Here is a 13,262-nt window from a genome sequence, read left to right on the forward strand (position 1 = left end):
GTACCCTTGACCCCGGTAATGAATCCGACAAAGTTTTTCTCCGTATATTTAAGGAGTTTTTGCCAATACAGTTTCGCGCACGATCCATGTCATTGAATACGGGCGATATTATCGAAGGAATCTACCAGCTTGAAGAAAAGGTGTTCGTGGGAGAGCAGGGGCAGTGTAGCCGTTGGCTGGCCGATGATATTACTTCGTATCGGCGGAGTGAAGTGCTTATAGACACCATACCTGCCGACTACGTAGCCGACTTGCATTGGAAAGCTGACAAACTGAACGTACGTCTGGCGGGTCAGTCGGCCGACTGCGACTGCCGCTACATAGTGTGGGATCAAAATCCGACCCCGACCCCGATTGTCAGGTATGAACCTTCCCACCTAAGCAACCCGATACGAAAGCGTCTCGCCAGCTTAATAGATTCGCTGCCGGTAGGGGTACATGAAACCCTTGTAGCTCAGGATTTTCCCGAGTATTGGCATGACGGAACGAATGGAATATTAATTTTTTATCGGAAGGTGGTTGCTACACTCCCTTCCAGCCAAACTGTACGTGAAATTAAAGAGCACTGGAAACAGGCGCTTTTTGCCCGGAGTATGGCCGAACCCATTCCGGAGATTCCTCCTGAAAAAGCGATGCCTTCTCCTTCGAATTGGCCCATATTTTTATCCGTTATTGGGGTACTACTGGCCCTGAGTGTGTATTCTTTGCGGTCGCAGATGGGGCCTGATCCCGTTGCATCGCAGTCAGCCTCTCAGTTGACGGCTTTCAGACGGGCTTTTGAGCAAGGCATTGTGTACGAGAAAAAAGGTGCTTATCCAGAGGCCGTTGAGAGTTTTGAAACTGCGGTTCGGGAGGCACCCGCTTCTGAAACGATTGACGCCCGCCTGGATAGCTTGGCACAAGCCTATGCAACGTACGCTCAGGCCGAATGCACCCGGTACCACGGAGCAGGTAGTGAGCAGCTCTATTTTATTCCCAACCAGTACTATCATTACGCAGCCATTCTCTCGCGTAACCACACCATTCATACATGCGAGTAAAACATTTATTCATCTGTTTGTTACTATTCATTTCTTCGAGCAAGGGGTGGTGCCAGCTATTCCAAAACCGAAATCTGTACGATATCTGGATTACCGCCGAACAATATGCCGATGCAGGGAAATTCAATGAAGCGATAAAGCTGTACGAAGCCGCACCTCAAGTACCTGAATTTGCCCGGCAACTTAAAATAACCAGGCAACTTCAAACAGTTTTTCAGACGGGCGAGCGGCTTTACCGGGCAAAAAAGTATGCGGAGGCGCTTGAGGCATATAGTAAATACCGCGAGATTGCTCCCAATCTGCACACAGCCATTCTTGACGCCCGCATCCAAACCTGTTTGCAGCAATTAGACAAGGTACTGGTAAAGAAAATTGCGGAAAGTACCCGGGTGGTAGCGGGTTTCGAATATGCCTACAAGGGAGACACCAAATTGCTGGAACTGGATACTCTGGCTGCATTGGGTTATTATAATAAGGCGCGGCAACTGGGAGGAAACCTAAACCAAACTCTGCGGGAACAATACCTGGCCGGATTGCAATCGGTAAAGGCCCTGCGCAAATGGGGAGAAGATTACCGTCGCATAGCGGTTACAGAGGATAAAGCCCTTACCCTGGATATACTTAGGAAGTATCGTTCCGCTTCCAAATACATTATCAGTACACTGGAATACGAAATAAAAAGCGCCGAGGAAGGTCAGAGGGCGATTCTAGGATCCCGTTCTCAGGGAAATCCGACTGAACGTATGAATCAGTACGCGCAGGATTGTCGAATTGAGGATCTGGCTTATTTCGTTAAGAACAATTCTTCCTTCATTCCACAAGCTGTAAGTACCTCTCGCTTAGTGGACGAGTACCGGGCCATTGAGGGCGACATTGCTCGCTTGTTAAAAGATCCGGGAAACGGACCTTTTTTGGAGAGTGCCTACCGCAACCTGATCGAAAAAGCGGGACAGATTCCAAGTGTGGGCGGAACTATCCAGCTCTGTGCCAAAAAGCTCTATTTTGAATACTTGTATGGCCAGGCGGTGTGGAGTGAGAAGGAAGGCCTCGAAAATGGAGATAAGACCCGATATCAGGAAGCTCTCCGGTATAGTATGGAAGCGTATCAATTAGGGCTTTCTGAACTCAATACTGATTTAGAGGTACTTCAACGCCGCATAGCTGCTCAGCTTGATTGTGAAGACCGGCGCCAGGATTTTGAAAATTTACTGGTAGGTATCCGGCTTGATTTGTCCCAATGTCAGGTAAAGTCGGCGAAAACACGATGGGATACTGCAGCCGCCCGACTATCGGGGTGTGGACTGAACAATTCTCAATTTTCTGCTCAGTACATAGCGCTGCGCGATTCTGTGTATCAATTCTATATTGCGGATAGTTCGCTTGTTTCGCTTACCGCCCGCGGAAATCAGGCACTCGACACCCGGAAGTGTGAGGAGGCCCGGGGCATAATAGAACAAATACAAAACCTTTGGATGTGCGATCCGGGGAACCGTGATAGTCTGCTGTTGCAATACCGGGACCGAATCAGTCAGTGCGAGCAGCTTACGTGCTATATTACAAACCGCAATAAGGCTATTCAAAGTGCCGAAAACCGGGAATGGAAAAAATCGTATGACTACTATCAGCAGGCTTATACCTGCGCATCCGAAACCCAGAAGCTACGGATCAAGGAAATCATGGAAGATATGGAATGTGATGCCTACCCCGATCGCTGCCAGAAAAGCAATGTTTCGGTTTCATTGGAACCCTCCGTCAGAATTGGTATTAATAAGCCTAAGTACACTGAGGAGGGGAAGGCATGGGAAACCACCTACGGGTACCTTACATCCGCAGGTCTACAAGTTTCATTTCTTTCGTACCTCAATCCACTGGATGTAGTCCTTGGTCTGGATTACTTCCAAACGGAATATCAATCGGTAGATAAGGGCGATCCTAAGGGCGATTTTAAAATTTCCGGAGCCGATGCTTATGTGGCCTTTAAGCTGCACCCAACCGGAACGGACCCCAACCGTTTGCGGCCCTACCTCAAAGGGGGCTTCGAAGTGTTGTTGCCCATGAGCTACTCCTTACAGAATCATTACAAAAACGAATCAACCCGGGATCGTTCACTTCTGAAGAAACAATCACTGGGTACCCTGGCCGCTTTGGGGATCGAATTGCAGAAAAAGAAATTCGGTTTCTTTATAGAAATAGTGGGAGGATATAATTTCTCGGGAATTTATAATGCCAATGCCGTGAGCTCCTCTGGAGCAAAGGGAAAAACCGAAGCGCAATTCCGTACTGCCGGTATAAGAGTCGGCGCCCGACTCTGGTAGCTTTTTAGTCCCACGACTTCTCCAAAAAAGATACCCAATTTTTCCAGAATATATTTTCAACATCTGCATGGTCATAGCCTTTCGCGGCCAGCAGATCGGTCAGAACCTGCAAATCGGCAATCGATTCCATATCGCCGGGAGCTTGTTCTTTTCCAAAGGCGCCATCCAGATCGGAGCCTATTCCTACGTGGTGGGTATTGCCCGCCAACTGACAGATGTGGTCGATGTGCGCCACGACATGCTCGATACGAAGACCTGTGGATGCAGGAGTCGATATTCCGCGTTGCCAGCCCGGAATCATCATCCAGGCATCGAAAGCCATCCCGATTACAGACCCTTTATCAATTAGTAGCTTGAGTTGCTCATCTGAAAATTGACGATTGTGCGGTGTAAGGGCCCGCACCAGATTGTGGCTGGCCCAGACGGGGCCATTGTAGTCAGGTACAGCATCCCAAAAGGCGCTGTCGCACAGGTGGGTAGCATCGAGGATTATGGAAAGTTTTTCCATTTCCCGCAACAGCGACTGCCCCAGTGGGCTAAGGGGCTGATCCGCGTCCGTACCGTATGCGTACACGCCGGGACCATAATGGGCCGGACCTACCGCGCGCAAACCCCGCTCGTAGGCCTCATGCAAATGGTCGAGTGAAAGTAGGGAGTCCGCCCCTTCGAGACTGAGAATGTAGCCAATGGGTAGGTCGTCGGTTTTTTCTGCTGATTGCCATAACGTCAGATGTTGCCTTAAATCCTTTGCATTCCGAATCTGTACCATTTCTCCCGCCCATTCCATTGCTTGATACCAGGCCAGTTGTCCCTGAGTTTGCGCCCAGGCCTGGGCCGGTGAATGCCAGCCGGGTAAGGTACTGTCGGATTTGACATACCGGGCGATCTGCGTGGCCACGCAGAGGCCAATGGTACCCCGGCGCATTTCGGGAAATGAAACTACCCCTCGGCCCCGGTCAGGTTTGTCCGTCAAGTGGGCTTCCCTGGCCCGGATTTCTGCCAGAGGACGGGTAAGATCACGGTTCCATTCCAGGGCATTCATGGCAAGGTCCAGATGGGCGTCGAAGAGAAACATGGGATTGATTGATAAAGGGTATAGGATTGTGAGTGGATAGCTGTTTAAGGATTTAAACCGAAATAATCCGTCGACGGGCCAAAATTGGCCATTTGTCTAACACTGTATGATTTTCGACCACTGCGGCATATTCATGTAGGGCTACTGTAGGACAGATATGATAGGGGAGGGCATAGAGCAAATCACCCAATTGGATACGGTCCCAGTGGGCTACCCGAACCACTCCATGCTCCTCACTTTGGCTGAGAACTTCGTATCGATCTAAATTCAAAAACTTGAAACGACGATCAATCGGATTTTCGGCTGCTACCGCTTTGTGGCCCAGGTCGATGGTAATAATATTTTCGGCTGGTTTAGAAATTACCCGGGTAGCTATAACTGCGGCATGTTGAAAGGGCTGGTCCAGGAAACGCTCGCCATACCCCCAGTCCCACAGCAGGCAGGTACCCGGACTACAATACACAGCCGTCCGTTGGGCATGGACGGTGAAAGTAGGAGAGCCTCCGGCAATGATCATTGGGGCAGGGTACCCTGCCTGTTTTAATGACGTCTGAATTTGCTGAATGGGTTTAAAAGCGGCGTCACTGTGGGCTTTCCGTTCCGCAAAAACAGCCTCCCGAATATGGCCGTCGTAGACATGAAGTCCCTGCAGTTGCAAATGGTCCATTTGCGCAATTTCCTGGTAAAGCTCCAATAGTCCGTGGTGGATCGGAAAACCTGAACGATCCATACCGTTGTTAACGTCAATAAACACATTGCTTACCCTACCTGCACTGCTTTTACTCAGCTGCTGCGCCGATGCGTGCGAATCTACCAGCGAGGCAAAATATACCTCAGGATATTTATTCTGTAAGGCAAATAGTCGCTCTATGTTGGGGCCGACCAGTTGGTAGGCGATCAATATCCATTTTGCCCCGGTTTGCGCCAGCATTTCGGCTTCGGCTATGGTAGCGCACTTGAATTTCGTAATGCCGGCCTCCAATTGTAATTGGGTCACTTCCGCCATCTTGTGGGTTTTGACGTGCGGAACCAACCGATCAGCGCTGCCGGCGATTTGGATCATCAAGGCAATATTGAACTCAATTCTTTCCTTGTAAACCAATAGAGAAGGGGAAAATATCTGATTGGGATTATGGACTTCGTACCAGGTGTCAGTCTGCATTTGTTTTGAATATTGGCTACTGAAATTTACACTTCAATGTAATTCAAACATCGCTTCTATTTCTACGGGTATATTGTCGGGCAAAGAACCCATTCCCACTGCTGAACGTACCCCAATGCCTTCCTCGGTACCCCAAACGGAAGCAAACAATTCGCTGCAGCCATTGATGATGTAAGGGTGCCTTTCAAAGTCCGGAGTACAGTTGACCATACCCAGTACTTTTATAACCCGCTTGATCCGATCCAGACTGCCTAGGTTTTCCCGGAGGGTGGCCAGTATCGCCAGACCTACCTGTCGGGCCGCCGCTTTCCCCTGTTCTATATCCAATGCATCGCCAATCCGGCCTTTTATCAAGGTACCATCGGATTGGACAGTACCGTGCCCCGAAACATATACCCAACGGCTATCGACGATGAGTAAGGGTTTATATACGCCCAGTGGTTTGGGAGCGGGAGGAAGTTCAAGATTCAGCCTGGAGAAATTTTGCTCGGGAGAAGCCATAGAAAGTAGGAAAGGAGATATGAATGATGAAACTGTTTTTTGAACAGACTACTATACAAACATACTGAGGGCAAGTACCCCCAGTAAGCCCACTATCGAAACAATGCTTTCCATGATGGACCAGGTGAGCAGAGTGTCGCGGATACTAAGATTGAAATATTCTTTGAATAGCCAAAATCCGCCATCATTCAGATGCGAGAACATCAAACTGCCCGCTCCGATGGCCAGCACGATAAGTTCGGGAGCTACGGCATTCTGCATTAGCAACGGGGCCAGAATCCCCACGGTGGTAAGCCCAGCGACGGTAGCAGACCCGACACACACGCGAATGACAGCGGCGATTCCCCAACTCAGAATAATCGGCGACACCTGTACGCCCTTCAAGCCTTCGGCAATGTACTGGCTTACCCCACTTTCAGTCATAATTTGCTTGAATACTCCCGCTCCGGCAATGATCAGCAGGATCATCGCTACTCCTTTGAAGGCCTCCTCCATGGATTTGGATACCTCCCGCATGGAAAGCCCCCGTCGCAGGCCCAGGGCATACGCGGCAAATAATACTGATACCAGCATACTGAAACTGGGATCGGCCAGAATTTCAATAAGCTTATATCCGGGAATTATTTTATTGATACCCGAAAGGGCCGTCAATAGAAAAACGGGTAGGAGAGCCGCTACCGCGCTAATGCCCAGGCCCGGCAATTCGTGAACCGGACGTGCTTTTACATCGAACAGCAAGGGGTCGGGTCTTGGATTGAATCGCTTTAATGTACGGCCAAACAAAGGGCCAGCCACCGCGATGGCAGGAATGGAAACTATCAACCCATAGAGGAGGGTCTTTCCCAGATCGGCGTTGAGTTGGGTAGCTATGGCCGAGGGCGAAGGGTGGGGGGGAAGGTACCCGTGAGCCACCGACAGGGCCGATAACATGGGAATACCCACATACAGCAGTGGCAGTCCCGCCGAAGAAGCGATCATGAAAATCAGGGGTACCACAATTACAAAACCCGCATTATAAAAAAGTGGAATGCCTATCACAAATCCCGCCAGGGCCAGACCCCACTGAATATTCGATTTGCCAAACAGACCAATGAGCGCATCGGTAATTCGCTGGGCGGCTCCGCTGTCGGCGACCAGCTTACCGAGCATGGCTCCAAAACCCACAATGAGTACCAATTCACCCAAGGTACCCCCGATGCCTTTCTGGACAGCTGCTCCGATTTGGCCTACCTCCATGCCGCTAATCAGTCCCAATCCGATGGAGACCAGCAGAAAGGAAATGAAGGTGTCGAGTTTCAGCCAGGCAATAAGCAGCACCAGGCACAAAATGGCAGCAAACGTGAAGATAAGGGGCATAAAAAAGAGATAGTTGATAGGGTTCGGGTTGTATAAGGCGCTAAGGAGTCAAATATAACGATACCCGGGTAAGGGGGCTTGTCAGGCATTACGGGCTTGAAACTAAAATAATCCTATCATTCGTAAGAAAATCCAAACGCCGGATCGAATTCGGTGGTTCATAAATTCACTTCCCGATGGCAAAAACCGCCCTGTGGGCTCCGAATAGCAAATTACTTTTCAGGACATAAGGCCAAATTCTTGTTTAAACCGCTAAAAATGACGAAATTTGACTCTTTGAATCCAATCATTTGGAGCAAAAATTATACTTCTTTACGGTCAGTTAGCTAGCACAATCAAATTCTTCGATTCGTTACATTTTTTTTATGGCAGAAACAACAAGTGGAAACATCATCCCCATTAACATTGAGGATGAAATGCGGGGTGCCTACATCGATTATTCGATGTCGGTTATTATTTCCCGTGCCCTACCCGACGTGCGCGATGGGTTAAAGCCCGTACACCGCCGCGTACTTTTTGGCATGTCGGATCTCGGTGTGAATTATAACAAGTCGTACAAAAAATCGGCCCGTATTGTCGGCGAAGTGCTGGGCAAGTACCACCCGCATGGTGACTCTTCCGTATATGACACCATGGTGCGGATGGCCCAACCTTGGTCGCTACGTTATATGCTGGTCGATGGGCAGGGTAACTTTGGCTCGGTGGACGGAGACTCTCCGGCTGCCATGCGGTACACCGAAGCTCGTCTCAAGCGCATTGCGGATGAGTTGCTGAACGATATAAATAAAGAAACGGTTGATTTTCAACCCAATTTCGATGACTCCCTGCAGGAACCATCGGTATTGCCCGCCAAGTTTCCCAATCTGTTGGTCAATGGTTCGTCGGGGATTGCCGTTGGTATGGCGACCAATATGGCTCCGCACAATCTGCGTGAGGTGATCGATGGAGTGGTAGCCTACATCGACAACAACGAAATCACGATCGCGGAATTGATGGAATTTGTGAAGGCGCCTGATTTCCCTACGGGTGGAACCATTTACGGTTACCAGGGAGTTCGCTCAGCCTTCGAAACGGGTCGGGGCCGGATCATCATCCGCGCCAACACGCACATGGAGGTGTCCAAGACGGGACGGGAGCAGATCATCGTGACCGAAATTCCCTACATGACCAACAAGGCCTCGATGATCGAACGCATTGCCGGACTTATCAACGATAAAAAACTGGACGGGATTTCGGACATCCGGGATGAATCGGACCGGGATGGCATGCGGATTGTATTCGATCTTAAGAAGGATGCTATCCCCAATATCGTTCTGAACCACCTGTATAAATACACCCCGCTGCAAACCTCATTTGGGGTCAACAACGTGGCCCTGGTGAAAGGACGACCCATGATCCTGAATCTCAAAGATCTGATCAGGCACTACGTGGATCACCGGGTAGTCGTGGTAACACGCCGGACTGAATACGAATTACGTGAGGCCGAGAAGCGCGCACATATTTTACAAGGTTTGCTGATTGCGCTTGATAATCTGGATGCTGTAATCAATCTGATTCGCAGTGCCAAAGATCCTGACACCGCTAAGGCGGGTTTGATCGAACAGTTTGCACTTTCTGAAATTCAGGCCAAAGCGATTCTGGAATTGCGTTTGCAGCGCCTTACCGGTCTTGAGCGCGATAAAATTATCAAAGAGTACGAGGAGATAATGGCCCTGATTACTGATTTGCGGGATATTCTGGGTAGTGATATCCGCAAATTTGAAATCATTAAAACGGAGTTGAGTGAAATCCGGGAGCGCTATGGTGATGACCGGCGCACCAAGATTGAATACGCCGCCGAAGAGTTCAGTGATGAGGACATGATCGCTGATGAGGAAATGCTCATCACCATTTCACATCAGGGGTATATCAAGCGCACCCCGTTGCAGGAGTACCGGATCCAGACCCGGGGTGGGGTAGGGGCACGGGGTGTGAAGACCAAAGATGACGACTTCACTGAACACCTGTTCTCAGCCACGATGCTTAATTATCTTATGATTTTTACTGAGTTTGGCAAGCTTTTTTGGTTGAAAGTTTATGAGGTACCTGAAGGAGCAAAAACTTCCAAGGGACGCCCCATCCAGAACCTGATCAGTATCGAGTCAGGGGATTCGATCCGGGCAGTGATCAACGTCAAGACCCTGAGCGACGAGGATTATATCAATAATAATTATATTATCATGTGTACTCGTCAGGGTACCATCAAGAAAACACTCCTCGAAGCGTATTCGCGTCCCCGGCAAAACGGGATTATTGCGATATCGGTCAACGAGGGAGATCGGTTGTTGGACGTGGCTTTGACAAATGGCGATAATGACATCGTGATCGCGCAAAGTGCGGGCCGTGCCGTCCGATTCAATGAAAAGGGTGTACGACCCATGGGAAGGACGGCCTCCGGTGTGCGCGGGATCAACCTGAGCGATGATCCCAAAAACGAGGTAGTGGGTATGGTCTGTATCAATCGTGAAGATGCGCAATTGCTGGTTGTTTCTGAAAATGGTTACGGCAAACGTTCGCCCATTGAAGACTATCGCGTCACAAATCGAGGAGGAAAAGGGGTTTCCACTATGAACGCTACCGAAAAGGTAGGGAAACTGGTGGCCATCCGTGAAGTGACCGAGCAGGACGATCTGATGATTATTACACGCAATGGAATAGCCATTCGCATGAGTGTGACCGACATCCGGCAGGCAGGACGCAACACCCAGGGCGTAAAACTCATTCGGTTGAATAACACAGACGAAATATCGTCCGTAACCCGTATTCTGAAAGATGATGAAGAAGAAAACGAGGAGACTCTGAACGGAAGTCCAACCGAATTAACAGGAGAAAATCCTGTGTCACCTGATGCATCAGATACTGAGGAGTTGCAATAATTGAAATAAAATAGCGTATTTAGTACCGTTAATCACAACCAAAAAAACATTCCATATGAAAAGAATATTTTTTGTTTCTACATTAAGCCTGTTCAGCTTACTGACTTTTGCTCAGTCAGCTGTGGATCAGGCTATGCTGGATCAGGCCAAAAAAGATAAAGAGAAAAGCGATAAAAGTATCCAGGATGAAAAAGCCAGTGCCAAAGCGGCCACTTGGATGGAGCGCGCTCAGCTTTATCAGAACATTGCCCTGCAGTATTCACAGTTGGACTCCAACGCTGCAATGACTGCATACGATGCTTATAAAAAAGTAGTTGAATTAGATAAGACCAAAAAAGGCGAGCCGGGCCGTTCGGCTAAAGAAGCCCAAGGGGTTCTGGAGGGAGCGGAAGGAACTAACTTGTACACTGCCTTTGTAAAGCAGGGAGCTGAAAAGTATCAGGCTCAAAACATGACCGAGGCTCTGAAAATGTTTCAGATGGCGCAGCAGATCAATGCGAAGGATACGACAGCAGCACTATATGGTGGCATATCGGCTCAGCAAGCAGATAAGAAAGATGTAGCTGTTGAAGAATTTGAAAAATACATTAGCAATGGCGGCACCGATCCCAGTGTGTACTACGGGCTTGCCCAGCTGTACCGAGCTGACAATAAATTTGACAAGGCGATCAGCACCTTGGAAAGAGGTCTGGCAAAAAGTCCAGATAACAAGGACCTAAAATCAGAGATTGTAAACATCCACCTGGCTTCGGGGAATGAAGATATGGCGATTAATCAATTAAAGGAATTGACCGCCAAGGATCCTTCTAACGTCACCAATATGGTGAACCTTGCCATTCTGTATGACAATAGCGCCATCAAGCAAAGCACTAAAATTCGTGAATTGCAGGAAAAAATGGGAGCCTCTAGTAACACCATGGACGCTAAGAAAAAGCAGCTCGAAGAGGAGAAAGGAAAAATAGAAGTTTATCAAAACGAAGTAAAACGCATCACCGGCTTGATGAAGAAACAGCCTAAGAATGCCGATTTGAAGCGTCAACTGGATGAGGTCAATCAATCATTGGAAACTACAAAATCCAATGTTACTAAGTACGAAGGTGAAGTTTCGGCCATGGCTGCAAAAGCAAGTAGTGGCGATCAGGCAGCGATGCAAAAGGAAATGGCAGACCTGAAAACACAGTACAGTCAGTATCGTGATTTGTCCATTGATACCTACAAAAAGGCTTTGGCGGCAGAACCTGAGAATTACGATGCATTATTCAATTTGGGTGTTTTCTACTTTAATGATGCCGTAGAACTTAAGCGTGAGGTAGATAATATGAACATGTCCGAGTACCAGCAGCGTGGCAAAGAAGTTGAAGGCCGGGTTTGCGGGAAATTTCAGAAAGCCAAGCCATACTTTGAAAAAGCTTTGAAAGTACGACCTGATGAAGAAGAAGCGAAAAGTACTTTGGAGAATGTGAACAACATCCTTACTCAATTTACAGAGAAGAAGGTTGAGTGTGTAGCAGAATAAGGAATTGATAATAAAGCATCCACTTTGTGGATGCTTTATTGTTTGAATAATTTACTTAACATAATATAAATTATAAAACAAAACTATGTTGTTTTTAAGTTGGGGTAATCTATTCTGCAACAGATATTTATTTGCCGGAGTATGGGGTAAAATAAATCCTCCTTATATTTATCATGAAAGCAGGGTTTGTTTGGATTTGTGAGCTATTTACACACACGGATGAAATACTTTTTACTTATTGTTGTTCTATTCACTACATTTCATTCGTACGGACGCCATATTGTGGGCGGTGAAATCCGTATGCAAGTTACTGCCGTACCCAATCGCTTTTCGTTTACTTTGATCCAGTTCTGGGATGAGAATACACTCACTTCCGGCAATCGGGATCCGTCGGTGGAACTGCTTTTCTACCGCAAGCGTGATAACCAGTTGATTCAGAAGGTATCACTTCCCTTCGTATCAACTCGTAATATTAGTTATAAGAACCAAGCCTGCGCTTCATTCCGTTCGTTAAGAACTCTGGAGGGTACCTATACTAGTCAGATTACCCTAAAATCATCCGATTATAGTGACGCGGGTGGATATTATATTGTATGGGAACGATGCTGCCGCAATGATGACATCAATAATATTCAGTCACCCGGATCCAGTGGAATGGTATTCTATCTGGAATTTCCGCCCCTGACCATTCCTAACTCCGCGCCTGAATTTAGTTTTCCTAATGGCGACTATATTTGTAAAGACCAGGCATTTTCCATGAATGTGTCAGCTACTGACAATGACGGTGACGAATTGCGCTATTCACTGGTGACTCCGATGCGGGGTAATACCGGTCGTAACAATCCTATCGGGGACGACTATCCAAAAGCGGGCTACCCGCTGGTAGAATGGGTACCTACTGTCTCGGACCGCAATATGATACCCGGCAACCCTGCCCTGGCCATCGACAGTCGTTCGGGACTACTAACCGTTACAGCTAGCCAACTGGGACTTTATGTGTTTACCGTACAATGCGAAGAATTTCGGAATGGAGTCCGGGTTGGTTTAGTACGGCGTGATTTTCAATTGCTGGTCATTGAGTGCAGCAAAACTACCCCGCCTGAACCGGTTATCACTTATAATAAGGTAAAAGCTGAACAAGTGGAGTATTGCCCGGAAAGACCCATTAGTCTTGAAACAGACACTGCTCCCAATTGGTCGTTCCAATGGCAACTCAACGGGAACAACATCGCCGGAGCCACCAGCTCAACGCTGACTGTACAGGATACGGGTAGCTATTCGGTGGTGAAAAGTTTCAAAAATTTATGCAGCAAAGATACTTCTTCACAAGTGGTAAAAGTGTTACCAGGTACCCCCCCCCAGCGACTATAACACAGTTAAAA

Annotated in this window: 9 protein-coding genes; 5 read left to right on the forward strand and 4 right to left on the reverse strand. The window is 48.2% G+C overall.

What is annotated here, in order from left to right:
* Positions 1–86 precede the first annotated feature (86 nt).
* Both GBK04_RS24290 and GBK04_RS24295 read left to right on the forward strand, forming a co-directional pair.
* Positions 87–1,040, forward strand: a complete 954-nt coding sequence (locus GBK04_RS24290; protein ID WP_152764212.1) for a hypothetical protein — start codon at positions 87–89, stop codon at positions 1,038–1,040.
* Between the two features lie 17 nt (positions 1,041–1,057).
* On the forward strand, positions 1,058–3,355 hold the full coding sequence (locus GBK04_RS24295) for a hypothetical protein (RefSeq protein WP_373331306.1): 2,298 nt from the start codon (positions 1,058–1,060) through the stop codon (positions 3,353–3,355).
* A gap of 4 nt (positions 3,356–3,359) precedes the next feature.
* Here the strand turns inward: GBK04_RS24295 and GBK04_RS24300 are convergent, their stop codons facing one another.
* From GBK04_RS24300 to GBK04_RS24315, 4 genes are read right to left on the reverse strand one after another with little or no spacing between them, the layout of a single operon-like run.
* Positions 3,360–4,430 carry a dipeptidase gene (locus GBK04_RS24300; protein WP_152764216.1) on the reverse strand — a complete coding sequence of 357 codons (1,071 nt, stop codon included), beginning with the start codon at positions 4,428–4,430 and terminating at the stop codon, positions 3,360–3,362.
* 52 nt (positions 4,431–4,482) lie between these two features.
* Positions 4,483–5,592 carry a D-TA family PLP-dependent enzyme gene (locus GBK04_RS24305; protein WP_152764218.1) on the reverse strand — a complete coding sequence of 370 codons (1,110 nt, stop codon included), beginning with the start codon at positions 5,590–5,592 and terminating at the stop codon, positions 4,483–4,485.
* Positions 5,593–5,625: 33 nt separating this feature from the next.
* Positions 5,626–6,093: a RidA family protein gene (locus GBK04_RS24310; protein WP_152764220.1), complete on the reverse strand. Its 468-nt coding sequence runs from the start codon at positions 6,091–6,093 to the stop codon at positions 5,626–5,628.
* A gap of 51 nt (positions 6,094–6,144) precedes the next feature.
* A complete protein-coding gene (locus tag GBK04_RS24315; RefSeq protein WP_152764222.1) occupies positions 6,145–7,449 on the reverse strand; it encodes a gluconate:H+ symporter in 1,305 nt (434 codons plus the stop codon).
* A 365-nt stretch (positions 7,450–7,814) separates the two neighbouring features.
* Here GBK04_RS24315 and gyrA point away from each other — a divergent pair, with 365 nt between their 5' ends.
* From gyrA to GBK04_RS24330, 3 genes are all read left to right on the forward strand, one after another.
* Positions 7,815–10,364, forward strand: coding sequence for a DNA gyrase subunit A (gene gyrA / locus GBK04_RS24320; protein WP_152764224.1), 2,550 nt, complete (start codon positions 7,815–7,817; stop codon positions 10,362–10,364).
* A gap of 55 nt (positions 10,365–10,419) precedes the next feature.
* Positions 10,420–11,880 (forward strand): tetratricopeptide repeat protein, encoded by a 1,461-nt coding sequence (locus GBK04_RS24325; protein WP_152764226.1) that lies wholly within the window; start codon positions 10,420–10,422, stop codon positions 11,878–11,880.
* 219 nt (positions 11,881–12,099) lie between these two features.
* Entirely contained in the window at positions 12,100–13,251 is a 1,152-nt protein-coding gene (locus tag GBK04_RS24330; protein ID WP_152764228.1) for a hypothetical protein, read from the forward strand.
* The last annotated feature ends 11 nt before the right edge of the window (positions 13,252–13,262 follow it).

Origin of the sequence: Salmonirosea aquatica, from assembly GCF_009296315.1 — a bacterium.
Classification (GTDB): Bacteria; Bacteroidota; Bacteroidia; order Cytophagales; family Spirosomataceae; genus Salmonirosea; species Salmonirosea aquatica.

Coding starts and splice junctions, on each gene's coding strand:
- GBK04_RS24310 (WP_152764220.1), bottom strand. CDS start 6,093: ATGGCTTCTCCCGAGCAAAATTTCTCCAGGCTGAATCTTGAACTTCCT.
- GBK04_RS24300 (WP_152764216.1), bottom strand. CDS start 4,430: ATGTTTCTCTTCGACGCCCATCTGGACCTTGCCATGAATGCCCTGGAA.
- GBK04_RS24315 (WP_152764222.1), bottom strand. CDS start 7,449: ATGCCCCTTATCTTCACGTTTGCTGCCATTTTGTGCCTGGTGCTGCTT.
- GBK04_RS24330 (WP_152764228.1), top strand. CDS start 12,100: ATGAAATACTTTTTACTTATTGTTGTTCTATTCACTACATTTCATTCG.
- gyrA (WP_152764224.1), top strand. CDS start 7,815: ATGGCAGAAACAACAAGTGGAAACATCATCCCCATTAACATTGAGGAT.
- GBK04_RS24290 (WP_152764212.1), top strand. CDS start 87: ATGTCATTGAATACGGGCGATATTATCGAAGGAATCTACCAGCTTGAA.
- GBK04_RS24325 (WP_152764226.1), top strand. CDS start 10,420: ATGAAAAGAATATTTTTTGTTTCTACATTAAGCCTGTTCAGCTTACTG.
- GBK04_RS24305 (WP_152764218.1), bottom strand. CDS start 5,592: ATGCAGACTGACACCTGGTACGAAGTCCATAATCCCAATCAGATATTT.